21 protein-coding genes and 1 tRNA gene are annotated in these 24,353 nt (G+C 66.4%); 13 read left to right on the forward strand and 9 right to left on the reverse strand.

Features of this window, described 5'->3' with window-relative positions:
- The first annotated feature begins 176 nt into the window (after positions 1-176).
- The 4 genes from ACR65K_RS04470 to nrfD all read left to right on the forward strand — a co-directional run bounded on the left by ACR65K_RS04470 (position 177) and on the right by nrfD (position 6,337).
- Positions 177-440 carry a hypothetical protein gene (locus ACR65K_RS04470; RefSeq protein ID WP_056333533.1) on the forward strand — a complete coding sequence of 88 codons (264 nt, stop codon included), beginning with the start codon at positions 177-179 and terminating at the stop codon, positions 438-440.
- Between the two features lie 513 nt (positions 441-953).
- The gene (gene fdh, locus ACR65K_RS04475) at positions 954-4,241 is read left to right on the forward strand and encodes a formate dehydrogenase (protein ID WP_440151479.1); all 3,288 of its coding nucleotides are present in this window, start codon (positions 954-956) and stop codon (positions 4,239-4,241) included.
- Entirely contained in the window at positions 4,242-5,249 is a 1,008-nt protein-coding gene (locus ACR65K_RS04480; RefSeq protein WP_440151481.1) for a 4Fe-4S dicluster domain-containing protein, read from the forward strand.
- Positions 5,246-6,337, forward strand: a complete 1,092-nt coding sequence (gene nrfD / locus ACR65K_RS04485; RefSeq protein WP_440151482.1) for an NrfD/PsrC family molybdoenzyme membrane anchor subunit — start codon at positions 5,246-5,248, stop codon at positions 6,335-6,337. The genes ACR65K_RS04480 and nrfD overlap by 4 nt, the downstream gene beginning before the upstream one ends.
- A 15-nt stretch (positions 6,338-6,352) precedes the next feature.
- Here the strand turns inward: nrfD and selD are convergent, their stop codons facing one another.
- On the reverse strand, positions 6,353-7,363 hold the full coding sequence (gene selD / locus ACR65K_RS04490) for a selenide, water dikinase SelD (protein ID WP_440151483.1): 1,011 nt from the start codon (positions 7,361-7,363) through the stop codon (positions 6,353-6,355).
- Positions 7,364-7,421: 58 nt separating this feature from the next.
- On the opposite strand from selD, the gene ACR65K_RS04495 reads away from it, so the two are divergent.
- The 3 genes from ACR65K_RS04495 (at position 7,422) to selB (ending at position 10,684) form a co-directional block, all read left to right on the forward strand.
- Positions 7,422-7,516: transfer RNA gene (locus ACR65K_RS04495), tRNA-Sec, on the forward strand.
- Between the two features lie 36 nt (positions 7,517-7,552).
- Positions 7,553-8,884, forward strand: coding sequence for an L-seryl-tRNA(Sec) selenium transferase (gene selA / locus ACR65K_RS04500; RefSeq protein WP_440151484.1), 1,332 nt, complete (start codon positions 7,553-7,555; stop codon positions 8,882-8,884).
- A gap of 3 nt (positions 8,885-8,887) precedes the next feature.
- Entirely contained in the window at positions 8,888-10,684 is a 1,797-nt protein-coding gene (gene selB / locus ACR65K_RS04505) for a selenocysteine-specific translation elongation factor (protein ID WP_440151485.1), read from the forward strand.
- A 25-nt stretch (positions 10,685-10,709) separates the two neighbouring features.
- Here selB and ACR65K_RS04510 read toward each other — a convergent pair whose 3' ends face one another.
- Positions 10,710-11,225, reverse strand: a complete 516-nt coding sequence (locus ACR65K_RS04510) for a nucleoside/nucleotide kinase family protein (protein WP_440151486.1) — start codon at positions 11,223-11,225, stop codon at positions 10,710-10,712.
- Positions 11,226-11,340: 115 nt separating this feature from the next.
- On the opposite strand from ACR65K_RS04510, the gene ACR65K_RS04515 reads away from it, so the two are divergent.
- On the forward strand, positions 11,341-12,093 hold the full coding sequence (locus tag ACR65K_RS04515; protein WP_440151487.1) for a lytic transglycosylase domain-containing protein: 753 nt from the start codon (positions 11,341-11,343) through the stop codon (positions 12,091-12,093).
- Positions 12,094-12,115: 22 nt separating this feature from the next.
- Here the strand turns inward: ACR65K_RS04515 and ACR65K_RS04520 are convergent, their stop codons facing one another.
- Positions 12,116-13,282: a cytochrome P450 gene (locus ACR65K_RS04520; protein ID WP_440151489.1), complete on the reverse strand. Its 1,167-nt coding sequence runs from the start codon at positions 13,280-13,282 to the stop codon at positions 12,116-12,118.
- A 204-nt stretch (positions 13,283-13,486) separates the two neighbouring features.
- On the opposite strand from ACR65K_RS04520, the gene ACR65K_RS04525 reads away from it, so the two are divergent.
- Genes ACR65K_RS04525 through ACR65K_RS04535 form a run of 3 tightly spaced genes read left to right on the forward strand, consistent with a single transcriptional unit; the run spans position 13,487 to position 15,582 of the window.
- The gene (locus ACR65K_RS04525; protein ID WP_440151491.1) at positions 13,487-13,633 is read left to right on the forward strand and encodes a hypothetical protein; all 147 of its coding nucleotides are present in this window, start codon (positions 13,487-13,489) and stop codon (positions 13,631-13,633) included.
- A gap of 15 nt (positions 13,634-13,648) precedes the next feature.
- Positions 13,649-14,536: an SMP-30/gluconolactonase/LRE family protein gene (locus ACR65K_RS04530; RefSeq protein ID WP_440151492.1), complete on the forward strand. Its 888-nt coding sequence runs from the start codon at positions 13,649-13,651 to the stop codon at positions 14,534-14,536.
- A gap of 14 nt (positions 14,537-14,550) precedes the next feature.
- Complete coding sequence (locus tag ACR65K_RS04535) at positions 14,551-15,582, forward strand: aldo/keto reductase (protein WP_440151494.1); 1,032 nt, start codon at positions 14,551-14,553, stop codon at positions 15,580-15,582.
- Positions 15,583-15,610: 28 nt separating this feature from the next.
- Here ACR65K_RS04535 and ACR65K_RS04540 read toward each other — a convergent pair whose 3' ends face one another.
- From ACR65K_RS04540 to ACR65K_RS04560, 5 genes are all read right to left on the reverse strand, one after another.
- Entirely contained in the window at positions 15,611-15,853 is a 243-nt protein-coding gene (locus tag ACR65K_RS04540; protein ID WP_440151495.1) for an NfeD C-terminal domain-containing protein, read from the reverse strand.
- 8 nt (positions 15,854-15,861) lie between these two features.
- Positions 15,862-17,295, reverse strand: coding sequence for a flotillin family protein (locus ACR65K_RS04545; RefSeq protein WP_440151496.1), 1,434 nt, complete (start codon positions 17,293-17,295; stop codon positions 15,862-15,864).
- 317 nt (positions 17,296-17,612) lie between these two features.
- Entirely contained in the window at positions 17,613-17,912 is a 300-nt protein-coding gene (locus ACR65K_RS04550) for a hypothetical protein (RefSeq protein WP_440151498.1), read from the reverse strand.
- 113 nt (positions 17,913-18,025) lie between these two features.
- On the reverse strand, positions 18,026-18,889 hold the full coding sequence (locus ACR65K_RS04555) for an SDR family NAD(P)-dependent oxidoreductase (RefSeq protein WP_440151499.1): 864 nt from the start codon (positions 18,887-18,889) through the stop codon (positions 18,026-18,028).
- Positions 18,890-18,937: 48 nt separating this feature from the next.
- Complete coding sequence (locus tag ACR65K_RS04560) at positions 18,938-21,496, reverse strand: excinuclease ABC subunit UvrA (RefSeq protein ID WP_440151914.1); 2,559 nt, start codon at positions 21,494-21,496, stop codon at positions 18,938-18,940.
- Between the two features lie 206 nt (positions 21,497-21,702).
- On the opposite strand from ACR65K_RS04560, the gene ACR65K_RS04565 reads away from it, so the two are divergent.
- Positions 21,703-22,527, forward strand: a complete 825-nt coding sequence (locus tag ACR65K_RS04565) for a DUF1206 domain-containing protein (protein ID WP_440151500.1) — start codon at positions 21,703-21,705, stop codon at positions 22,525-22,527.
- On the opposite strand, the gene ACR65K_RS04570 is transcribed toward ACR65K_RS04565, so the two are convergent.
- Positions 22,524-23,351 (reverse strand): MBL fold metallo-hydrolase, encoded by an 828-nt coding sequence (locus ACR65K_RS04570; protein WP_440151501.1) that lies wholly within the window; start codon positions 23,349-23,351, stop codon positions 22,524-22,526. The two genes, ACR65K_RS04565 and ACR65K_RS04570, sit on opposite strands and share 4 nt — an antisense overlap.
- A 236-nt stretch (positions 23,352-23,587) precedes the next feature.
- Between ACR65K_RS04570 and ACR65K_RS04575 the strand changes: the two genes are divergently transcribed.
- The gene (locus ACR65K_RS04575; protein ID WP_440151502.1) at positions 23,588-24,331 is read left to right on the forward strand and encodes an SGNH/GDSL hydrolase family protein; all 744 of its coding nucleotides are present in this window, start codon (positions 23,588-23,590) and stop codon (positions 24,329-24,331) included.
- Positions 24,332-24,353: the final 22 nt, after the last annotated feature.

A 24,353-nucleotide genomic window follows, 5' to 3' on the forward strand; every position in this document is an offset into this window, starting at 1 on the left:
GGCGGATGGCTGCGGCGATTGACAGCACCCCCGGGCCGGAGTAACACAGCCAATGGTGGGACCAATCCCGGGCCGCCGCAAGAAAATGTGCATGCACCGTCAGGGCAGAGGTGTCGTCCGCCAGGGGAGCACCGGGCCCAGGCCAACGGTGCGGCACGCTTCAAAGGAGAAGCGCCATGACCGTTGCCCACATCCTTCATCGTGTTGCCGACTACGACGCGTGGCGCAAAGTTTACGACTCGGTCGGCGACATGCAGAAAGACGGCGGGGTGACCCAGGAATCGGTCCACCGCGTGGTCGATGATCCGAACAACGTCCTCGTCATTCATCATTTCGACACTGTGGAAACCGCAAGGGCATTCCTCGGTAGAAGCGATCTGCGTGACGCCATGCACCGCAGCGGCGTCCAAGGCGAACCGCGCATCGAGCTCTTCGAATAACGTCATCCCTCAGGTTCCTGCCAGGCGGGCTCTGCCCGCCGGAAGGCCCTGCCGATCGCCGGTCGACCGTCGACAATGAGCCCAACCTCAAGATTGAAGCAATAAGTCCCGATGCTGGACGAAATACCTTCCGTCTGCCCGTAGTGCTTTTTAGAGTGTCCGTACACGCATTACGTCGGGGATGTTCCCCGAAAAAGCAGGTCAAGGGGGGCCATGAGCACAAGCAAGCCGCTGACACCCAAGGAAGCCCGTGCTGCGGCGCCGGGAAAGGGAGTATCTCCTGTACCCGCACCGCCCCAACAGAATTTGGTAACAACCACTGTCGGTTATCAAACTTCGCCGTCCCGGGGGCGCGAGCATGAGGTGCAGCGCCTGATCCGTGACCTCGCCGTCCTTGCCGCCCGGGATCGCCCGCAGGCCTCGTGAGGGCTCTGCAGGTGCGCCGCATCACGGGGGAAGACGCGCCCTGCTTTGTTCTGTCGCTGCCGCTGTCCTTTGGGTTATGCTCCTGAAATGGCACCGCGAAGTTTTCTTCAATGGCCGGTCGTCCGTCAACTGACCACGGGCGACCTACTGGGGCGTGGTCCATCTGTCACCTCGCCCCGAACGCAGGCAATAGCTCCACGGACGGCCACCGCAGACCGCGTTGTGCAAAGCGTATGCCCGTATTGTGCCGTCGGCTGTGGGCAGCGGGTTTACGTCAAGGACGAAAAAGTCATCCAGATCGAGGGAGATCCGGATTCACCCATCTCCCGCGGTCGCCTGTGCCCCAAAGGCTCTGCCAGCGAGCAGTTGGTCAATTCGCCGGGCCGGCAAATAAAGGTGCTTTACCGCGCACCGCGCTCCACTGAGTGGGAACATCTGGACCTGGCGACGGCAGTTGAGATGGTGGCGGACCGCTTCATCGAAACCCGCCGCAGGACGTGGCAGCAGGAAGACGACCAAGGCAGGCTTCTGCGCCGCACCATGGGCATAGCCTCGCTGGGCGGGGCCACCCTGGACAACGAAGAAAACTACCTGATCAAGAAACTCTTCACAGCCGCAGGGGCGGTGCAGACCGAGAACCAGGCCCGCATATGACACTCCGCCACGGTTCCCAGTTTGGGAGCCTCGTTTGGACGCGGTGGTGCAACGCAATCACTGCAGGACATGGCCAACGCTGACTGCATCATCATTCAGGGTTCCAACATGGCCGAGTGCCACCCGGTGGGGTACCAGTGGGTGGCGGAAGCTAAGGCCCGTGGTGCGAAGGTTATCCACATCGATCCGCGGTTCACGCGCACGTCGGCGGTTTCGGATAAGCACATTCCCATCCGTGCAGGCTCTGATGTTGTGCTCCTGGGCGCCCTGATTAACTACGTCATTACCAACGACCTCTGGTTCAAGGAGTACGTCGGCGCGTACACCAACGCAGCCACCCTGGTTCACGACGACTACCGCGATGCCGAGGACCTGGGCGGCCTCTTCTCCGGCTTCGATCCGGAGAAGAGGGCGTACGACACGTCGTCCTGGTCTTACGCGGAAGCAGAGGACGGCACGATTGATGATCCCGGGCCCGGCTCGGAACACGGCGAGGATGCCACGGCCCGTGCTGCCGGCCATGCCTACGGCAGCGGCGGCCCGCCCTTGGAGCATGCCGAAGTGCAGCGTGACGATACCCTGCAGGACCCCCGGACGGTTTTCCAGATCGTAAAGCGGCACTACGCCCGCTACACGGCGGAGATGGTCAGGGACATGTGCGGTATCGACGTCGCTGACTTCGAGTACCTGGCCCGTGCCATTACTGAAAACTCGGGACGCGACCGGACCACCTGTTTCGCCTACGCCGTCGGCTGGACCCAGCACTCCCTGGGAGCCCAGTTCATCCGGGCTGCAGCCATCCTGCAGCTTCTGCTGGGAAACATGGGACGCCCCGGCGGCGGAATCATGGCCCTGCGCGGCCACGCGAGTATCCAGGGCTCCACCGACATCCCCACCCTGTTCAACCTGCTGCCCGGATACCTCCCGATGCCCAGTGCCGGCCGCCATGACAGCCTTGGCGAATACCTGGAAGCTGTGGGGTCGAAACAACAAAAGGGCTACTGGGCTGATGCCGACGCCTACACCATCAGCCTGCTCAAGGCCTGGTGGGGCGACGCCGCCAACGAGGACAACGATTGGGCCTACGACTACCTGCCTAGGCTCACCGGTGCCCACGGTACCTACGAGACGGTCATGGGCATGCTCGAGGACGAGGTGGAGGGCTACTTCCTGCTCGGACAGAACCCTGCTGTGGGCTCTGCCCACGGCCGCATGCAACGGCTGGGCATGTCGCATTTGAAGTGGCTCGTGGTGCGGGACCTGAATCTCATCGAGTCGGCAACCTGGTGGAAGGACGGTCCGGAAATCGAATCCGGCGAGCTGCGCACCGAGGATATCGAGACTGAGGTGTTCTTCCTGCCGGCCGCAACCCACGTGGAGAAAGCGGGCTCGTTCACGCAAACCCAGCGGCTGCTGCAGTGGCGGCACCAGGCGGTGGCACCGCCGGGGGAGTGCCAAAGCGAACTGCAGTTCTTCTTCGAGCTGGGCCAACGGATCCGGGAGAAGCTGGCCGATTCCAAGGACGAACGGGATCGCCCGCTGCTGGACCTGACGTGGGATTATCCCGTGGACGAGCACGGAGATCCGGATGCCGAGTCGGTGCTTGCCGAAATCAACGGCCGCCACCTGGCGGGCCCTGAGGCAGGAAAACCGCTCTCCGCATACACGGAACTCCGCGCTGACGGTTCCACGTCGGCCGGCTGCTGGATCTACACCGGGGTGTACGCCGACGGCTTCAACCACGCCTCAAACCGCAAGCCGGGCCAGGAACAGGGGCCGGCGGCGTCGGAATGGGGCTGGGCTTGGCCGGCCAACCGCAGGATCCTCTACAACCGCGCGTCGGCCGACCCTGAGGGTAAGCCGTGGAGCGAGCGGAAGAAGTACATCTGGTGGGACCAGGAGCAGGGTAAATGGATCGGGGACGACGTGCCCGACTTCCCGCTGTACCGGGCACCAGGCAGCCACCCGGACCCGTCCGTTGGTGGTGCAGCCGCCCTCAGCGGTGATGATCCCTTCATCATGCAGGCCGACGGCAAGGGCTGGCTGTTCGCGCCGAAGGGACTCATGGACGGGCCCCTGCCCACCCACTACGAGGCTCAGGAATCGCCAGTGGCCAACGCGCTGTACCCGCAACAGCAGAGTCCGGCGCGGCTCGTGTTCCCCCGCGCGGATAACCTCAGTGCGCCAAGTGCCGGCACCCCTGGTGCAGACGTTTACCCGTACGTCTTCACCACCTACCGCCTCACCGAGCACCATACAGCCGGCGGGATGAGCCGTTGGCTGCCGTATCTGTCGGAGCTGCAACCGGAGATGTTCTGCGAGGTCTCGCCCGAACTGGCCGCTGAGCGCGGACTGGAGCCCTACGGGTGGGCCACCATCATTTCGCCCCGCTCCGCCATCGAGGCGAAGGTGCTTGTAACCGACCGGATGAGGCCCCTGGCCGTCGGCGGGCACACCGTGCACCAGATCGGGCTGCCCTACCACTGGGGTGTCGGCAGCAATGCCGTGGTCAGTGGCGATGCGGCCAACGATTTGCTGGGTGTGACTCTGGACCCAAACGTCCAGATCCAGGAATCCAAGGTGGCCTCCTGCGACATCCGGCCGGGCCGCCGGCCCCGGGGCGAGCAACTGCTTGCCTTGGTTGCCGAGTACCAGGCGCGCGCCGGACTGACCACCGAGACCGGTAACCGCGCCGTCACCGATCCGACGATGGAGGACTAGATGGGCCAACTGACCGGACCGACCGACCCTACCGCCGATGCCCATTGGGAGCACAACCACCCGCGCAAGGGGTTCTTCACCGACACCTCAATCTGCATTGGCTGCAAGGCGTGTGAAGTTGCCTGCAAGGAGTGGAACCATAACCCGCAGGACGGCAACCTGGAATTGCTTGGGTCCTCCTACGACAACACTGGGTCCCTGGGTGCCAGCACCTGGCGGCATGTGGCGTTCATTGAGCAGGGCCAGGAACGCATCGAGGAGGCGCGGGAATCAGGCCGGGCCTTGGTCAGCCTGGGCATGCCGCGCATCGGTCCGCCCCAGGCGGCACTCGCAGGGACTGATTTGGCGGACGCGGACACCACGCCGCCGGATACGGCAGACTTCCGGTGGCTGATGTCCTCTGACGTCTGTAAGCATTGCACCCACGCCGGATGCCTGGACGTCTGCCCCACCGGGGCGATGTTCCGCACCGAATTCGGCACCGTGGTGGTCCAAGACGATGTCTGCAACGGCTGTGGAACCTGCGTGGCCGGCTGCCCCTTCGGCGTGATCGAGCGCCGCAGCAACGGCACAGTCAAGGTCGCCACCAGCAGGGAAGAACAGCACGCAAAGCATCCCACGGTGCCAAACGAGGGCATCGCCCAAAAGTGCACGCTGTGCTACGACCGGCTGGTGGCAGACGAGACGCCTGCCTGCGCCAAGGCATGCCCGACGACGTCCATCAAGTTCGGCGACCACGACGACATGGTGGACACGGCCCGGGAACGCGTCGCCACGCTGCATGCGCAGGGCATGACCGAAGCGAGGCTCTACGGCGCCAACGAGAACGACGGCGTCGGCGGTACCGGATCTGTCTTCCTGCTGCTGGACGAACCCGAAGTCTATGGACTGCCGCCGGACCCCCGGGTGCCCACTGCCGATCTGCCCCGGATGTACCGCCGGGCCGGCATGGCAGTAGCGGGCATGGCAGCGGCAGCTGCCCTGGCTTTCCTGGGAGGACGTGCGTGACCCTCTCAGAGTTCGACAGCTTCCGGCCATCCGAGCCTGCCCGCCGCCGCCGGCAGGGCGTCAAGCGCGGCACGGGCCGCCGTCGGGACAACAGTGACGGCTCCCGCGAAATGCCCATGGTGCCGGAGCCGGACTTCACCTCCTACTACGGCCGCCCGGTGGTCAAGCCGGCGCCATGGGGCGATGACGTCGCCATCTACCTGTTCCTGGGCGGCGTTGCTGCAGGGTCCGCCCTGCTCGGCCTCGGCGGTCAACTGACCGGACGGCCGATCCTCTGCCGCAATGCCCGGCTCAGCGCGTTGACTGCGGTGAGCGCCGGTGCCGTTGCCTTGGTGAAGGACCTGGGCAGGCCGGAGCGTTTCCTGCACATGTTGCGGACCTTCAAGGTGACCTCGCCCATGAGCGTGGGCTCCTGGATTCTCAGTGCGTTCAGCGCCGGCACCGCCGTTACTGCCGTGGCGGAAATCGACCGGATGAGCGGAACGCGGCTTCCGCTGGGTGTGTTGCGGAAGGTGCTGCAGGCCGTTGAGGGACCGGCCGGATTCGAAGCTGCGGTCTTCGCCGGGCCGCTGGCGGCCTACACGGCGGTGCTGCTTGGCGACACCGCCACACCTACATGGAACGCCGCGCACGAGGAACTGCCATTTGTCTTCGTGAGTTCGGCCTGCCTCGCATCTGCCGGGCTCGCCATGATCACCACACCGGTCCGGGAGACCGGGCCTGCACGCAAACTCGCCGTGCTGGGCGTCCTGGGTGACGTCGCCGCCATGAAGGTGATGGAACGCCGGATGGATCCGATAGCAGCCGAGCCCCTCCACCACGGCAAGGCAGGTGCCATGCTGAAGTGGAGCGAGCGGCTGGCGGTGGCCGGTGGCTTGGGGACACTGCTGGGCGGACGTAACCGTGTGGTGGCGGCGGTTTCGGGCCTGGCGTTGCTCTCGGCGTCGGCCCTGACCCGCTTCGGGGTATTCGAAGCGGGGCTCGCCTCTGCCAGGGATCCCCGCTACACCATAGAACCGCAAAAGAACCGGCTCGCGGCCCGCCGTGCCGCGGGCGTCACCGGCGACGCGATCACTACTGCCGGCTGAGCGCGCTGCCGGGCTTCAGCGGACCTGGATGCCCTGACCCGCGGTGGTGTGGCCAATCACGGGGTGACCGGGCAGCTCGCCGACCACCAGCAGGCCGCCGGATGTCTGGGCATCCGCCAGGACCAGCAGATCGTCTTCGGTGACGCCGGGACCGGCCTCCACGTGCGGCTGCACCCAGTCGAGGTTGCGGCGGGTCCCGCCGGAGACGAAGCCATCCCGCAGCGCCTCACGGGCCCCTTCGATCAGCGGTACCGCTGAGCGGTCGATCACGGCGCCCACTTCCGAGGCACGGACCATTTTGTACAGGTGTCCCAGCAGGCCGAAACCCGTCACGTCTGTCGCTGCCCGGACGCCGGCGGCCACCGCGGCCTCGGCTGCGTCGCGGTTCAGCGACGCCATCGTTTCTACCGCTTCGGCGAACACCTCGCCGGTCTGCTTGTGCCGGTTGTTGAGAAGCCCGACGCCGAGTGGCTTGGTCAGCGTGATCGGCATCCCCGGCTGGGCGGCATCATTGCGGAGCAGGTGGTCGGGGTGGGCGACACCGGTTACGGCCATGCCGTACTTTGGCTCCGGATCGTCGATGGAGTGCCCACCGAGCACGGGGCACCCTGCTTCAGACGCGACGGCCAGGCCGCCGCGGAGCACCTCCGTCATCAACTCCAGCGGCAGGACTCCGCGGGGCCAGCCAACGAGGTTGATCGCGGTGACCGGCCGGCCGCCCATCGCGTAGATGTCCGAGAGGGCATTGGCGGCGGCGATGCGGCCCCAGTCAAACGCATCGTTGACGACGGGAGTGAAGAAGTCGGCGGTGGTAAGGACCGCCAGATCGTCGCGCACCAGGACGGCCGCCGCGTCGTCACCGCTGTCAAGGCCAACCAGGACCTCTGCGCCCTGGTGGCCGATCAGCCCGCGGACCGCATCTTCGAGTTCGCCGGGCGGAATTTTGCAGGCACAGCCCCCGCCGTGGGCATAGTCGGTGAGCCGGAGCGCCCCGGCGGCAGCATGATCGAGTTGCTGAACTGACATCTGAGCCTCATTCACCCGCCCAGCCTACCCCGCAGGACAACCTGCTATATTGAGGCGCGGTGGCGTCCGGGTCCTGGTGGGCCCCCCGGTCTTCAAAACCGGTGCGGCTGAGCATCTCGGCCTGGCGGGTTCGATTCCCGTCCGCCACCGCCAACTTTCGGCAGTGAATGCCGCGACATGAGGAGGGCTGTGGACCAGGTCGATCCCCGGCGCCTGATTCCCCGCACGAACGACCTGCTGGCACTGCCGGCCGTTCACGAGGCCCGGACAAGGCTGCACGAGCGCGTCATCCGCGAACTGGTCCGGCAAGTCCAGGAGCAGGCCCGGTGCGGCGATCTCCCCCCCGGCGATGTGGAACCAGCCCTGCTCGCCGCGCTGGGTTCACGCACCGCCACGACCCTGCGGCCGGTGCTCAACGCCACCGGCGTCATCGTCCACACGAACCTGGGGCGTGCGCCCCTTTCCACAGCTGCGGTGGAGGCCCTTCTCACGGCCAGTGGCTACGTCGACGTGGAGTTGGACCTGGCAGACGGCAGCCGCTCCCGACGCGGCGCCGGCGCCCGGGCTGCATTGCTCGCCGCCTGTCCCGCCGCCGAGGACGCCCTGGTGGTCAACAATGGAGCTGCGGCGCTGGTGTTGGCCACCACAGCCCTGGCCGCCGGCCGGGAGGTGGTGGTGAGCCGGGGCGAACTCGTGGAGATTGGTGCCGGCTTCCGGTTGACCGATCTAATGGAGTCGACCGGTGCGAGGCTGCACGAGGTGGGCACCACCAACCGGACACACCTGCATGATTACGCCGCCGCGCTCGGACCGGACACCGGCTGCGTACTCAAGGTCCACCCCAGCAACTTCCGCGTGGACGGATTCACGTCCGCCGTTCCGCTCGACGAACTGAGCCGGCTGACCTCGGCACACGGGGTACCACTCGTGGCTGACCTGGGCAGCGGGCTGCTGGCTCCCGATCCTTACCTGCCGGACGAGCCGGATGTTGCGTCCGCCCTGGCGAGCGGGGCCGACGTCGTCATAGCCAGCGGTGACAAACTGCTGGGCGGCCCCCAGGCGGGCCTGCTGCTTGGCCGCAGGGAGATCATCACGCGCTTGGCCCGCCACCCGCTCGCCCGTGCGGTCCGCGCCGACAAACTTGCCCTCGCCGCCCTGGAGGCGACCGTCGCGGGCGCAGCGCCGCCGGTTGTCCAGGCCCTGCACGCCGACGTCGAACAGTTGCGCCAACGTACGGAGCGGCTGGCGCAGGCCCTCGATGTGCCCGTTGTGGCCCATGATGGCAGGGTGGGCGGCGGCGGTGCCCCCGGAGTTCCCCTGCCCGGATGGGCCCTCCGGCTCCCTGAGAAAATCGCCGGCCGACTGCGCACAGGCGACCCCGCCGTCCTGCCGCGCGTCAATGATGGTTCCTGCCTGATCGACCTGCGCTGCGTGCCGGCAGCGGACGACGACACGATTCTCGATGCGGTACGGCAAGCATTGGCAACCCGTGAGGGCGCGGATGCAGGCAGGGCAGGCTGATCAGTGCACGTCGTTGCCACCGCCGGACATGTCGATTCCGGTAAAAGCACCCTGGTCCGCGCCCTTACCGGCATGGAGCCGGACCGTTGGGAGGAAGAACGGCGCCGCGGGCTGACCATTGACCTGGGCTATGCCTGGACAACGCTGCCGTCCGGACAGGATGTTGCGTTCGTTGACGTACCGGGCCACGAACGGTTCCTCGGCAACATGCTTGCCGGGATCGGACCGGCGCCGGTGGTCTGCTTTGTCGTAGCCGCCGATGAGGGCTGGCAGGCCCAGTCAAGCGATCACCGGGACGCCGTCGCTGCGCTTGGGATAGAACACGGCGTGGTGGTCCTTAGCCGCGCGGACCGGGCGTCCAGCCAACGGGTGGCCGACGTGCTTGCACGGACCCGCGTGGAGTTGGCCGGGACCGGACTGAGGGACGCGCCGGCGGTTGCCGTCTCCGCCATCGACGGTACCGGCTTGGCCGACCTGCGTTCAGCGCTCGACGGCGTCCTGGCCAGCGTGCCGCGTCCCGCCATAGATGGGCGGGTCCGGTTGTGGGTGGACCGCTCGTTCACGATCACCGGTTCCGGCACGGTGGTGACCGGAACTCTGGCAGCAGGAACGATCGTCCAGGGTGACCGGCTGGAGCTGCTGGGCCACGCCGGTTCCCGCACCGTCACAGTCCGCGGCCTGCAAAGCCGGGATACCTTCCACGCCTCAGTGGAGCCGGTCAGCCGGGTTGCATTGAACCTGCGGGACGTTGCCCCAACGGATATCCGGCGCGGGGATGCGCTGCTTACTCCCGATGCATGGCCGGCCACCGGCGTGGTCGGCATCCAGCGGACCACCGGCGTCGCCTATTCAGAGGTGCCGGAACAACTCACTGTGCATGTTGGCACGGCCTCCGTGCCTGCCCGGCTGCGACCCTTCGGAACCGATTACGCCCGGCTCGTCCTGGACAGACCCCTGCCGCTTGTCCTCGGAGACCGGATGGTGCTGCGTGACCCGGGAAGCCGCTCGGTGCTGGGTGGGGCACGTGTCCTCGATGCCGACCCTCCGGCCTTGGAACGGCGCGGTGATGGCGCCCGCTGGGCGAAGCGTCTTGCAGCCATGGACCCCGCCGGAGATGTGCTGGGAGAAGTAGCAGCCCGCGGAGCCGTCCAGGTGCAGCATCTGCGCAGGCTCGGTCTGCTGCCCGGGCAGGACGCGGAGCCGCCGTCGGGGGTACGGGCTTTGGGGGATTGGTGGGTGCATGTCCCTGTCCTCGAGGCATGGCAGCAGCGGCTGCGGGCTGCGGTCCAGGCGCTGCAGGAGCGCGATCCCTTGGCACCCGGCCTTTCCATGGGCGCGGCGCGGGACCTGCTGAGGCTGCCCGACGAGAGGCTTCTTCCCCAGGTCATCCGTGGGGCAGCCCTTGATCAGGACAGCGGCCATATCCGGCTGCCCGGCAGCCAGGGAAACCTTGGCCCCGTGGAGCCGGCCATCGCCGAGTTGGAGCGCAGACTCAGGGCGGACGCGTTCCATGCCCCGGAAGCCGACGAGCTGGCTGCCCTGGGCCTCGGCGCCCGGGAACTGGCCGCCGCCGAACGCACGGGACGGCTGCTGCGGCTGCGCGACGGCGTGGTGCTGCTGCCCACGGCGCCAGCCTTGGCGATGCGTACCTTGGCCCGCCTGGACCAGCCCTTCACCACAAGCGAGGCACGCCAGGCACTCGACACGACACGACGGATTGCCATTCCGCTGCTGGAACATCTCGATTCCCGCGGCTGGACCCAGCGGCTGGATGCGGGCCACCGCATGGTGGTGCGCTGACCGCGCGGCCGGTGTCGACGGGAAATTATGCCGACCGTCCCATGTCAACCTGACGCAGGATGTCGTCCACGACGCGCTCAAGCGGCTCGGTGGCGTCGATGGTGATGCCGCCTGGTGGGATTTCTTCCCGTGTCAGATGCAGGCGCTCGATCAACTCCCGTTCCTCTTGGCGTCTTCCCCATTCATCCTCCGGGCGCCCGTCAAGCCGTTGATGCAGCGTGGCGAGGTCCACCTCAAGAACGAATACCGCGTCAAACAGGCCAATGAACTTCGAGAGGTTTCTGGAGCCGCCACAGAAGAACGTCATCGCCTCCCGTTGGTCCGCGATCAGGGCCTTCACCTTGTCCACCCGCCAGATGTGGTGGTGGTGCACGGAGACGCCTGTAATGCCGGCCAACGGTTCACCGGTTTCCGGATCGCCTTGATAGGCCAGTTCGCGGTCACCATTGATGGCCTGATAGCCGCGCCGCCGCAATTCGTTGCAGACCGCGGTCTTGCCGGTTCCGGAGCCACCCTCGATGAGGTAGTTCTTTCTGCCCATGCCTGATGGTAACGATTCCAGGTGCCGTGGAATCAATCATGTCCTTGGATGCCAGGTGGGGTGTTGGAAACCGTTCCGCTCACCGGCCGTGGAAGCTTGATGGTTTGATTAGTCAGTGCTCCGTGTAAAACGCTTTGTGGTCTTTGGCCTGTTCGTGGTTTGCGTCAGTACGGCATTCTCCTTCTGGTTCCTGCGGCAGCCCGGTGCGGACGCCCGGGCCGCCTTCTCCGCACCGCCGCAGGCCCGGGTGCTCTTCGAGGCCCGGCCCACCGGGATGGATACTGCCCTGAACGTAACGCGGAGCCCGGACGCCGAGTGGCTGGTGCGGTCCACGGCACAGACAGGGATCCCTGCCCGCGCGCTGCGGGCCTACGTTGCTGCCGCAGACACGGCCAATCGTTCCACCCCGGGGTGCGGAATTGGCTGGAATACGCTTGCGGCGGTGGGCTTCGTCGAATCAGCCCACGGAACTTATGGCGGCGGCACGCTTGGCGCCGACGGGCAGGCGAGCGGCCCCATCGTGGGTCCAAGCCTCAACGGCGATGGATTCGCTGCCATCGCGGACACCGATGGGGGTGCGTTGGACGATGACGCCCTTTGGGACCACGCCGTGGGGCCGATGCAGTTCATTCCCTCCACGTGGCGGCTTGCAGGAAGGGACGGCAACGGCGACGGAACCGCGGATCCCTCCAACATTGACGACGCCGCCCTCAGCGCCGCCACGTATTTGTGCGGCCACGGCCGGAACCTGACAACCGCGCGGGGATGGACAGACGCCGTCCACTCCTACAACCAGTCCGATGCCTATATTCGCCAGGTGCAGGCCCAGGCCGCCGACTATGCCGAAAAAACGGACACTCCGGAATAGGCCGGGCGGCCCCACCTGCCGGTCAGGCGGGCTGCCGCCTGACCGGAAGTGCCTTCAGCCCGTAGACAATGGTGCTCTCCATTCGTTCCAGCTGCGCTTCGGGTTCCAGGGAAAGCCCGGGCAAGCGGGCCAGCAGCGCCTCCAGGGCAATCCTGGCCTCCAGCCGGGCCAGTGGCGCGCCGAGGCAAAAGTGGATTCCGTGCCCAAAGGCCAGATGCCGGTTCGGGCTGCGGTCAATGTCGAACTCAGCCGGCCGCCGGAATTGCTGCCCGTCCCGGTTGGCGGAGCCGATCCAGGCCACGATCGGTGCCCCTGCCGGGATACGCTGCTCACCCAGGACTGTCTCCGCCACGCTTACCCGGTACATCGACTGGACCGGCGACCGGAAGCGCAGCACCTCTTCGAGGGTCTGGGGCAGCAGGGCGGGCTCTTCAAGGACACGCTCGAGTGTGCCGGGCGACTCTGCCAAGCATAAAACGGCGTTGCCGATCAGGTTGGTGGTGGTCTCATTGCCGGCGACGAGCAGCAGACTGCAGAAGCCGAGCAGTTCAGGCACCGTCAGTTTTTGGCCGTCTATTTCGGCGGCCAGCAAGGTGCTGATCAGGTCCTCGCCGGGCCGGCTCCGGCGCTGGTCGATGAGGGCCAGGAAGTACCCGATCATCTCTGCGGCGGTGGCATCATCTCCGCCGCCTGCAGGCCCAGTCCGGGTCTGGCTGACGATCACGTCCGACCATTGTTTGAAACGCTCGCGGTCCTCCGCCGGGATGCCCATGAGCTCGGAAATCACGATGACCGGCAACGGATATGCCAGTTCCTTGATCAGGTCTGCCCCGCCACGGGCAGCGATCCCTTCCACAAGCTCGTCCGTGAGTTCGGCGATGCGTGGAGCCAGCGCGTCAACGGCTTTTGGCGTGAACGCCTGAGTGACCAGAGAGCGCAACTGGCGGTGCCGTGGGGGATCGGTGGTGATGAGGCTTGCGGCGAAGAGCTGTCCGGAACCGGATGGATCATCACCGCCCATGCGGGACGAGAAGGTTGCGTGCTCGGACAGCACGCGCTGGACATCGTCGTACCGGAAAACGTGCCAGCTCCCCGATCGGTCATCCTGAAAGACCGGGGCTGTTGCCCGCATCCGTTCATAAAGGGGAAAAGGGTCAAGCGAATATCCGGCGAGCTGTGTGATGTCCATGATGGCCTCTCTGCCTCCGTGGCGCTCTGCCGGCACGACGGGCCGCCATGCCCTTAAATACGCCATACCCGTCAATGATTGAGCATGGAACCTTGATCTTAACCAAAGCCTGCGCGTGGGTCATTAGTCCCGCCGTCGACGGCCCTGGCAGTTCATGGCCGAAAGCAGCTGTACGCCTGAAGCACCTACTGTGGCGGGGTCCTCATGGCTGCATACGCCTTTCGGCTCGACAAGGAACGGCTTGGCCCGCTGTGGACGTTGCCCCTCCAGCAGTTCGTCTACCGGCAGCTGATGTATCGGATGGAAAGGTACGGCAGCCTGCGCGTCACGCAGACCCAAAACCCGGCCTAGGGTAAGTTCGGACGCATGGATCTGACGACTGGCCCGCTGGAGTGCTTGTTCACGGGCTCCGTATGGGCCGAGGGACCGTTGTGGGTACCGTCGTCGCAGACAGTGCGATGGAGTGACATCCCCAACAACCGCATCCTCGAGTTTGACCCGGCCACCGGTGCCACCCGGGAGTACGCAGTTGGCGTCGAATTCACCAACGGCCGCACCCTGGATGCCGACGGCAGCGTGGTCCAGTGCAGCCACGGCCTTCGCAGGGTGGAGCGCGACCGGGAAGGAACAGTAACCGGCGTGGTGGATTCCTTCGAGGGCCGCAGGCTGAATTCACCCAACGACGTGGTCATTGCCCGTGACGGCAGCATCTGGTTCACCGACCCGCCGTACGGAATCCTTCCGGGGACAAAGGAAGGCCACGAAGGTGAGCAGGAGTACGGCGGCTGCCATGTGTTCCGCTACGAGCCCGCCACGGGATCAATGACGGCGGAAGTCACCGACCTGGTGCACCCCAACGGGCTCGCCTTCTCGCCTGACGAATCCCTCCTCTATGTCGCCGATACCGCCGGCTCCCGTTATGGCGTACCCCTGCGGATCGCCACCTACAGCGTGCATGAGGGCCGCTGCAGCAGCAGGACAGGGGTGCTGGAGTTGGAAGAGGGTTTTCCGGCCGACGGACTGCGGGTCGATGTCCTGGGCAGGATCTGGACTTCCGCGGGTCCGTCCATAAGGATCTACTCACCGTCCTTTGAGCTCCTGGACTCCGTTGCCGTGCCCGAGACCGTTTCGAACCTGTGCTTTGGTGGGTCGGACGGCCACGACCTGTACATCACCGCAACCACCAGCCTGTACCGGATCCGCACCACCGCCAAGGACGCGGCCGCGCGCAGCTTTCCGCCTATCCACCCCTGATTGCGAGGACAACTATGCAGTATCGAACCCTGGGCCACAGCGGCGCTGTCGTCACCAGCTATGCGCTGGGCACCATGACGTTCGGCGCGGAGGCGACGGAGGAAGCTTCCCACGCTATCCTGGACAGCTACTTCGAAGCCGGCGGGAACTTCATTGACACCGCTGACGTCTACAGCGCTGGAGCCTCTGAAGAAATCATCGGCCGCTGGCTGGCCAGCCGGCCCGAGGTGAGGGACAAAGCGGTGATCGCCACCAAGGGGCGCTTTCCCATGGGGACGGCACCGAACGACGTCGGAACGTCCCGCCGGCGCCTGACGCGTGCCCTTGATGATTCCCTCCGCCGTCTTGGCGCGGAACAGATCGACCTGTACCAGATGCACGCGTGGGACCCGATCACACCCCTGGAGGAAACGCTCCGTTTCCTGGATGACGCGGTGACCCGCGGGAAGATCGCCTACTACGGCTTCTCGAACTTCCTGGGTTGGCAACTCACCAAAGCCGTGCACGTGGCACGCAACCAGGGCTGGAACCCGCCCGTCAGCCTGCAGCCCCAGTACAGCCTGTTGGTCCGGGACATCGAATTCGAGATTGTCCCGGCGGCGCTTGACGCCGGAATCGGCCTGCTGCCCTGGTCGCCCCTGGGCGGCGGCTGGCTGTCCGGCAAGTACAAGCGCGACCAGCGCCCTTCCGGCGCAACACGCCTGGGCGAAAACCCCGAACGTGGCATGGAGGCATGGAAGGCGCGCAACGAGAACCCGCGGACGTGGGCTGTCATCGACGCTGTCCAGGACATCGCGGACGCCCACGGCGTAAGCCCGTCCCAAGTGGCCCTGGCCTGGCTGGCAGACCGCCCTGCCGTGACGTCCGTGATCCTGGGGGCGCGGACCACCGAACAGCTCGCCGACAACCTCGCCGCCGCCGACCTGCAGCTCGATGCCGATGAAGTCGACCGGCTCACCCGGGCCAGCCAGCCGCAGACTGGCGTTTATCCCTATGGGCCGATGGCTCAGGAGCAGCGCAGCCGCAAAATGGAGGGCGGCCGGTAGCTCCTTCAAGGGAGGTCCGGGGAAGGGGCTACTCGGGGTGCCTGAGCACGTCCGGAAGCTCGTCCACATACACCGTTTGCGGCGGCTCGAAGTAGATCACCAGCACCTCACTGCCCGCCGGGAACTCACTGGTTTTGTCGTACGGGTGGGCGTGGAACGCCATGATGCCGCCCAGGTAGGGCAGCATGACTTCGCCGATGGTGCCCGGGCCGATGCGCCCGGTCACCCGGCCGATCTTCCCGGTCAGGCTCCGGTCAACGTCCTTGTGCACCGGCAGCCCTACGCACCTGGTGCCTTGGGTGGATGCTTGACGTCCTCGCCTTTTCGGAGCGCGGACGCGAGGGCCGGCAGGTAGTCGCCCGCCTGCGCCAGGATGCCGCCCAGCATCTTGTTGACGCCCTCGCCGCCGTTGAGGACGGTCATGTTGCCCACGTGGGAGAAGGGCTCAGCTGCCGCCGCGATGATGGCGGGCATGTTCTCGGCAAGCTGCTGGGAGATGACCGCGTCCTGGTTGGTGCCCAGGGCCTCGGCCCGGGCCTTGATGCCGTCCGCCTCGGCCAGCGCCTTGGCCTTGATGGCGGACGCCGCGGCGTCGCCCTTGGCCCTGGTTGCTGCGGCTTCGGCCTCGCCGGTGACCTTGGTTGCGCCGGCCGCGGCGGCAGCGGCGGTGGCATTCGCCTGGGCCTGCAGTTCCGTGCGCCGGGCGTTGGCCTGGGCCTCAAGCTCGGTACGCCGCGCCAAAGCCTCGGCCGCGCTGATGTCCGCCGCCTTCTGGCCTTCGGCGTCGGTGCGCTTGGCATAGGCTTTCGCGTCAGCAGGCTTCCGGATGCTTGTCTGCAGCTTTTGCTCCTCACGGTCCGCCTCGAGTTTGGCAACTTCGGTTTCCTGGACCACCACCTGCTGCCGCGCCGTGGCATCAGCCAGCGGCCCGGCCTGGGCGGCGTTTGCCCTGGCCCGTTCCGCGTTGGCCTGCGCCACCGACTGCCGGATTGCCGAGACGCTCTGTGCGTCTGCGATCAGGGCCGCGGCTTCCGCCTCCTTCTCCGCCGCTTCCCGGTTGCGGGTGGCCTCGGCGATCCGGGCCTCCATCTTCACCTGGGCGATGTGAGGCTTTGCGATGTTCTGGATGTAGCCGGTGGGGTCCTGCAGGTCTTTGATCTGGAGCGAATCCACCACCAGGCCCAGCTTTTCCATTTCCACGCCGCTGGCGCTGCGCACCTGCGACCCCAGCTTGTCCCGTTCCCGGATGATTTCTTCCACCGTCATGCTGCCGATAATGGAGCGGAGGTGGCCTTCAAAGACGTTGTACACCTGGCTCTGCATTTTGGGCTGCTGGCCCAGAAACCGGCGGGCTGCATTGGCGATAAAGGGCGGCGCGTCGCCGATCTTGTAAATCACCACGCCTTCAACAATGACCTGGATGCCCTGCGAGGTGACGCAGGAAACTTTGAGTTCGGTTTCATTCAACGTGAGTGACAATGGCCGTACCGTCTGGAGGCCGGGAAGGACCAGGGCACCCTTGCCGGTGACAATCTTGAAATCCATTCCCGCCCTGGTTTCCAGGGTTCCCCGGGTCAGCCCGGAGATAATCAGGGCCTCGTTGGGCTCTGCCACCTTCCACATCAGCTTTGTTGCCACCCAGATAAAAACAATGGCAACAAGCACGCCCAAAATAATGGCAATCAGCGGGAAGAACGGTGCAAAGTCCGGCATGGCCAGGTCCTTTCAATGCCGTGAAGAATGCCTCACGGTAAAACCCCAATAAATGCAGCCGTCCATTTACGCGGGCATTGAAAGCGCAGACAATTCGGGCCCGGCGGCCAACTGTTGTAGACAGTCTGATATGCCCCCGGCCAAGAGTCCAGAGCGGAACAGATATTTGCCTGCAGCAACGGAAACGGGCGTACGACGGCGGACAGTGCGTCCTCCGGCCACGTCCCGTTCCGCTTGGCGCCAGTGGGTCAGGCCGTGGGCGCCGCGATGACTGGGGCGGACCACTCTCGAAGGCCCCTTCCAGCCGGTGGTAGTGATCAGCGCCGATTCAGAAGACCCGAACCCATAGCAAGGAGCGCTTCCACTTCCGCTGAGCGGTGGGCCGCAAAAACGCGGTCCGCATTGGCACGTGTGCTCGCAAGGAATGGTATTGGCAGGCTGGCGTTGCACCCCCTGCAGCGGATCTCATCGGTCCAGACCCAGTTGTAGGCCACGTGGCGTTCCAGGACGCTTTGCATGGTGACGGCCATGGCGGTCGCGATAACGTCAGCTGCGGCGCCGAAACGCGCCGAATCCCCGGTGCTGCAGATGGACCCAACCTCAATATCGATGCTCATGGTGCCTCTTCCCGCGGTCCGGATGGTGCTGTCGAGCATAGTGTGTTCCGCGTCACAACCCTGCATTGGCAAGGTCTCGGTTACCTAACGGAGGCCGCTGGAGGGTCACCCTCTCAGGGCTGCGGGTCCGGATGCACCACGGTGACCTGCAGCGGCATCCTGTTTGTCCTGCGCAGGCGTCCGCCCAGTATGTTCCGTAACCCGCGGGTCACCAGACGTCTTTTAGTCAGGAAGCGGAACTCCGCGGCGTCGGATGTCACAAGACCAACGATGGGCCGTGCCGCCTGCCCGGCGCTCTGCCCCCACAGTGCCACCACCACCTGCAGGGCCCCGAGGCGGTGCTCGAACCCCGGCTGGGACGCCACCCGCCCCAGGAGGTCCGTTTCCACCAGGCCTGGATTCATGCCGTGCACCCGCACGCCCGTACCTTTGGTTTCCAGCCGCAGCGTCTCCGTGAACTGGTGGACCCACCGCTTGCTTGATGCATACGCGTTCTGCAGCGCCACGGGTCCCCGGTCACCCTGGCCATAGAGGTTCACCAGGTCGCCGTGGCCTTGTGCCAGGAACACCGGCAGGGCCACCCTGGCCCCGTGGAATGTGCCCAGGATGTTGGTCCGCACCACACGGGTGAAGTCATCCACGGGCGTCGACGCAGTGGGCCCGTAGACGCCCGACGTGCCGGCGTTGTTGATCCAGATGTCCAGCGTCCCGCGGCTGATGGCCTCGTCCCGGAGTGCTTCCACGTCGGCGAGGTCGGCGGTGTCGCAGCACCTCCCGGACGCCGCGATGCCGTCAGCACGCAGACGTTCGACGGCGGCAGCAACGGCGTCGTCCGACCTTGCTGCCAGCACTACGGCCGCACCGTGCAGGCCCAGTTCCCGGGCCATGGCGAATCCAAGACCGCGGCTCGAGCCGGTCACCACCGCCACCCGGCCGCGAAGCACGTCGTGTGGAAGCACCGCCTGGTGGGAACGCATTCCTCTGTCCTACGCCCGCCCACGAGCCGGGGCAAGAGCCCAAAGCCGCTACCGTTCCGCCCCGGCGTAACGGTCCCGGAGGGCGGCGGCCAGGTAGGGCGCGGTGCGGCTGCTGCCGGAACGCGCGACGGCGGCCGGGCTGCCGGCGGCGACGAGCTTACCGCCGGCGTCGCCACCGGCGGGCCCCAGGTCCATCACCCAGTCCGCTCCGGCCACCACGTCCATGGCATGTTCTACGACGATCACCGTGTTGCCGGCGTCCACCAGGCGGTTGAGCTGGGCCATCAGGAGTTCGACGTCGGCCGGATGCAGTCCCGTGGTGGGCTCGTCCAGCAGGTAGAGCGTGTGGCCGCGCCGGGCCCGCTGCAGTTCAGTGGCCAGCTTGATCCGCTGCGCCTCACCGCCGGAAAGCTCGGTGGCCGGCTGCCCCAGCCGGAGGTAGCCCAGGCCTACCTCCTGGAGTGTCTGTAGGGAACGCGCCGCGGCGGGAACCCCTGCCAGGAAGCCGGCCGCTGCATTGACCGTCATTCCCAGCACCTCTGCTATATTCCTGCCCCGGTAGGTGACCTCCAGGGTTTCCGGGTTGTAGCGCGATCCGTTGCATTCCGGGCAGGGTCCGTAGCTTCCGGGAAGGAAGAGCAGCTCCACGGCCACAAAGCCCTCGCCCTGGCACGTCTCACACCGTCCGCCGGCCACGTTGAAGGAAAAGCGCCCGGGGCCGAACCCGCGGCTCCTGGCGGCATCGGTGGCAGCGAACTCCTTGCGGACCGCATCGAAGAGCCCCGTATAGGTGGCCAGGTTGGATCGGGGTGTGCGCCCAATGGGTTTCTGGTCCACCTTGACCGTGCGGTCGATCCGCTCCAGGCCGGCAACGTGCCCCACGCTGCCCGGGCCCCCGTCTTCGTCCATGTCAATGTCCGGCTCGTCACGTGCCACACGGCTGTCATCACTGGCCTGCCGGGAGGTGCCGGCAATATCCGCGAGAACCTTGCTCACCAGGGTGGACTTACCGGAACCTGATACGCCCGTGACGGCCGTCAGGACACCGAGCGGAAAGGCCGCATCCAGGTTCCGCAGGTTGTGGCGGCTGATGCTGCGCAGTTCCAGCCAACCAGCGGCCTCCCGCGCCGCACCCGTGCCGCTCCCGCCGTCGGCCCTTGACCCTGCTGGGTTCCCGGGGAACAGGAACGGCCGTGTCACTGACCCTGGCACGGCGTCCAGGCCCTGGACGGGCCCGCTGTACAGCACTTGCCCGCCGTCCTCGCCGGCGCGGGGACCCACGTCCACCAGCCAGTCGGCGCGGCGGACCACGTCCATGTTGTGTTCCACCACGAACACCGAATTTCCCGAGGCCTTCAACTGGTCCAGCACCGCAAGGAGGGGTTCGGCATCAGCGGGGTGAAGCCCGGCTGACGGTTCGTCCAGCACATAGATCACCCCGAACAGCCCGGACCGAAGCTGGGTGGCAATCCGGAGACGCTGCATCTCGCCCGGCGAGAGCGTTGGCGTGGCCCGGCCCAGCGCCAGGTAGCCCAGGCCAAGGTCAAGCAGGACGTTGATGCGCTGCAGCAGGTCGCGGGTGATGGCCACGGCCACTTCATTGGACTCAGAGGACTGCTTCCGCGACGCCGTGCCTGCCGTGGCCAGCAGGGTGGTGGGGCGGATGATCTCCGCCAGTTCGGTCATGGGCACGGCATTGAGTCCGGCAATGGTGTGCCCGGCGAAGGTCACCGCAAGGGCCTCGGGCCGAAGCCCGGTGCCATCGCACTGCGGACACGGTCCCGTTTCCATGAAGCGCAGCACCTTCTCCCGCATCGCGGGGCTTTTCGAGTCAAGCAGTGTGTGCATCACGTAGCTTTTGGCACTCCAGAACCGGCCCTTGTACGGTTTGGCCACGCGGTCCCGCTGCGGCGTCACTTCCACCACGGGCTGGTCCCCGGTAAAGAGGATCCAGTCCCGCTGTTCGCGGGGCAACGTCCGCCAGGGAACGTCCACGTCGTAGCCCAGGTGGGTCAGGATGTCGCGCAGGTTCTTGCCCTGCCAGGCACCGGGCCAGGCGGCGATCGCGCCGTCTCGGATGCTGAGGGACGTGTCCGGAACCAGTGATGCTTCGGTGACCGTGTGGGCGGTTCCCAGACCGTGGCATTCGGGGCAGGCGCCTGCCGCGGTGTTGGGGGAGAAGGCATCCGAATCCAGCGGGGCAGCGCCGCCGGGATAGCTGCCGGCGCGGGAGAACAGCATGCGCAGCGAATTGGAGAGGGTGGTCACGGTCCCCACGGTGGACCGGGAAGTGGCGGTGCCGCGCCGTTGTTGGAGTGCGACGGCGGGCGGCAGCCCGGTGATCTGCTCCACCTTGGGGTTGTGGCCCTGCTGGATCAGCCGGCGGGCATAGGGCGCCACCGACTCGAAAAAGCGGCGCTGCGCCTCCGCGTAGATGGTGCCAAAGGCCAGCGACGACTTGCCCGAGCCCGACACTCCCGTGAACGCCACAATCGCGTCCCGCGGCACGTCTACGCTGACGTTGCGCAGGTTGTTCTCACGGGCACCGCGCACGCGGACGAAGCCGTCTTCGCCGTGGCCGGCCGACTCTGTGGGCAGGCCCAACATGTCTGGGTTCAGGGCGGTCAGCTGGTCAACGTTCTGTTCGGCATGCACCGCTTCGACTCTAGTGGTCATCCGTCCGTGGCCCGAACTTGGGGGATCTGTCGGGAGGGCGCGGACGGATTTACACTGAATCATCCCGCGGGGCCGGCATGCACGAGACCCCGCCCGGGGGACCGAGAGATCAACTGCATAAAGTGGAAGGGCCGGCCATGGGCAACGCGTCGCAGGGAGCGAACAGGGCAGTATCCGAGGCCGCATCGGCGAGCCGCAGCCCCGCGGTCCGTATTCTGGCCCGCGCCGGATTTGTCTTCATCGGCCTGGTCCACATCCTGGTCGGCGTCATCGCATTGCAGCTGGACAGGGGCCAGGGCGGTGAAGCCGACCAGTCGGGAGCAATCGGAGCCCTGGCGTCCAAACCTGGCGGCGGGATCCTGCTTTGGGTGGGAGCTGTTGCCTGCGCTGCGCTTGCCCTGTGGATGCTGAGCGAAGCCGTTTTTGGGGCCCGCTCAGAGACTGACTCCAAGAAGAAGCTGAAAAAGGCCGCCAGCGCCGTGGGCAAAGCTGTTGTCTTCGGGTTCCTGGCCTTCACCTTTGCCGTCTTTGCCTCCGGCGGCAGCAAGAACTCCAGCCAGTCCGCCAGCGATTTCACTGCAAAGCTGATGGGAGCGCCTGCAGGGGTGGTGCTGTTGATCGCGGTGGGGCTGGCAATCATCGGCGCCGGAGGCTATTACGCCTATCGCGGCATCACGCGGAAATTCATGAAAGACCTGCAGGACCCCGGCGAGGCCCGGACAGCCGTGGAATGGATCGGAACCATCGGCTACGCCGCGAAGGGCGTAGTGCTCGCCGTCGTTGGTGTGCTGATCATCGTGGCCGCCGCAACCGCCGATCCGTCCAAGTCCTCCGGGCTGGATGGCGGGCTGAAGACCCTCGGAGCGCAGCCGTACGGAGTGTTCCTCCTGGCCGCCATCGCCGCCGGGCTCATTTGTTACGGCGTGTATTCCATGGCCCGGGCCCGCTACGGAAAGTTCTAGCTTGCGCCCTTGAGCCCGGTGCGGCGGGTTTGCCGGGATGCGCGGGAACGTGTCCGCGGCCGGCCGGTCACTCTGCCTGCCGCCTCGGCCAGCGGGATGCGCAGGGCAGGCCCATGGCCCGGCAGGACAACCGAGGCGTCGACGCCGGCCAGGTTCCGCACTGCGGCGAGCGCCGCGCCCGGATCTGCGTGATACATCGGATGCAGCATCTGCGGACCGGACGTCCGGCTGATCGGGTGGCCGCTGACAAACGAATCACCGATGGCGATGGCGCCGGCTTCCGGAAGGAGGATTGCCGCATTGCCGGGCGTATGTCCGGGTACGGAGATGGCCACAGGCCGGCCGGGCAGGGCCCGGAGCGTGGCAGCGTCCCACGCCTCCGCCCGCGTGGCGGGCCTTGCCGCTAATGCGCCCGCCCTGATGGCGTGCACCATCCAGCGGAACACCCGCGGCCGCCACGCCCGGATGAGGACCTGCCCCAGGGTGACCTGGTGCTTTTCCTTCCCCTGGACGTGCGCCAGCTCACCGGGGGCGCACAGGACGGGGGTTCCAAAGGACTCGGAGAAGAAAGCCGCGGAGCCCGTATGGTCCACGTGGCCGTGCGTGAGCAGCAGGGCAAGGGCGTCCGCGGGTTCCAGGTCCAGGTAGCGGAGCGAGGCAAGGACGTGGCGGCGGTCACCGGGATAACCGCTGTCAACGAGGATGAACCCCTTCCCGTCCCGGACCACAATCCAGTTGGAGGCCGGCCCTTCCGCCAAATAGACGCCCGGTGCCTGCTCGGAAAGGCTGGTTGCGGGGTCCCACCCGATGGTTTGCCGATACACAGGTAAAGCGTAGCCCGCAGGCAACCGCGTAAAGCGGATGCCCAGTTGGCGCGCGCACCGGGGGTACCTAACGCCCCTAAAGTTCCTGTGCAGTGGCTGTGCATCCTTTGATCCTGGTCACCTTGGCCCTACAGTATTCCCACCATTGCCTACGATGGGACACGGACAGAGGACGGATGGCGGCGCGCAGCCGCCGCCATCCGTCCCGTGACGATGTGCAGGCAGGAGGTGGACCGATGCATCACGGCGTGCTGCCGCAGGGCCATCCCGTGCACCGACTTCCCGGCCGGGTAATAGCTGCGGGTGCGGTTGGCCTGGTCCTGGCCGTAACGTCCGGGAGTACCGCCCAGACGCAGCCGCCGGTCACGGCCGCCCCTCCGGTCCGCGTTGTGGTTGTGGGGGACTCGCTGAGCACCGGTCACGGCACGTCGCCGCAGCAGGCGTGGCCGGCGTTATTACGCAAAGACCCGCTGGGCGCCGGCCTGGAGGTGGTTAATGCCGCCGAGAACGGCAGCGGTTACCTCAGCACCGGTGACCTTGACGGTACTTTCGGCACCGAGGTTGAAAGCTTCGTGACCCCGGATACCGGCATCGTTGTCTTTTTTGGGTCGGAGAATGACCTGGGCCATGCGCCCGCAGATATTGGTGACGCCGCCTTGGCGGCGATGGACCGTGCCGAAGCACTGGCCCCGGAGGCGAAGCTCATTGTGGTGGGCCCGCCGTCGTACTCTGAAATCCCCGATCCCGCCCTGGTGGACATCAGCGACCAGCTCAGGGCCGCTGCCCGGCGGGCGGGCGGTGAGTTCGTGGATCCCATCGCCGAGGGCTGGATCAGCGATGATTTTGACGATCTCATCGGCCCGGACGGCGACCACCCCACCGTGCTTGGACAGCACTACCTGCTGGAGCACATCGGCGCCCACCTCGAACAGGCGGCCCCTGCGGCGGCCGCCGCGCAGGGACATCCCGACGCCCAGTGAGGGTGCCGGTGCCCGCTGGTTG

Source organism: Arthrobacter sp. SAFR-179 (assembly GCF_059414945.1).

Excerpts from the sequence above, each read along its gene's own strand:
- ACR65K_RS04470 (WP_056333533.1), top strand. The coding sequence starts at position 177 with ATGACCGTTGCCCACATCCTTCATCGTGTTGCCGACTACGACGCGTGG.
- ACR65K_RS04480 (WP_440151481.1), top strand. The coding sequence starts at position 4,242 with ATGGGCCAACTGACCGGACCGACCGACCCTACCGCCGATGCCCATTGG.
- selD (WP_440151483.1), bottom strand. The coding sequence starts at position 7,363 with ATGTCAGTTCAGCAACTCGATCATGCTGCCGCCGGGGCGCTCCGGCTC.
- ACR65K_RS04510 (WP_440151486.1), bottom strand. The coding sequence starts at position 11,225 with ATGGGCAGAAAGAACTACCTCATCGAGGGTGGCTCCGGAACCGGCAAG.
- ACR65K_RS04520 (WP_440151489.1), bottom strand. The coding sequence starts at position 13,282 with ATGGACATCACACAGCTCGCCGGATATTCGCTTGACCCTTTTCCCCTT.
- ACR65K_RS04525 (WP_440151491.1), top strand. The coding sequence starts at position 13,487 with ATGGCTGCATACGCCTTTCGGCTCGACAAGGAACGGCTTGGCCCGCTG.
- ACR65K_RS04530 (WP_440151492.1), top strand. The coding sequence starts at position 13,649 with ATGGATCTGACGACTGGCCCGCTGGAGTGCTTGTTCACGGGCTCCGTA.
- ACR65K_RS04535 (WP_440151494.1), top strand. The coding sequence starts at position 14,551 with ATGCAGTATCGAACCCTGGGCCACAGCGGCGCTGTCGTCACCAGCTAT.
- ACR65K_RS04545 (WP_440151496.1), bottom strand. The coding sequence starts at position 17,295 with ATGCCGGACTTTGCACCGTTCTTCCCGCTGATTGCCATTATTTTGGGC.
- ACR65K_RS04550 (WP_440151498.1), bottom strand. The coding sequence starts at position 17,912 with ATGAGCATCGATATTGAGGTTGGGTCCATCTGCAGCACCGGGGATTCG.
- ACR65K_RS04555 (WP_440151499.1), bottom strand. The coding sequence starts at position 18,889 with ATGCGTTCCCACCAGGCGGTGCTTCCACACGACGTGCTTCGCGGCCGG.
- ACR65K_RS04560 (WP_440151914.1), bottom strand. The coding sequence starts at position 21,496 with ATGTTGGGCCTGCCCACAGAGTCGGCCGGCCACGGCGAAGACGGCTTC.
- ACR65K_RS04565 (WP_440151500.1), top strand. The coding sequence starts at position 21,703 with ATGGGCAACGCGTCGCAGGGAGCGAACAGGGCAGTATCCGAGGCCGCA.
- ACR65K_RS04575 (WP_440151502.1), top strand. The coding sequence starts at position 23,588 with ATGCATCACGGCGTGCTGCCGCAGGGCCATCCCGTGCACCGACTTCCC.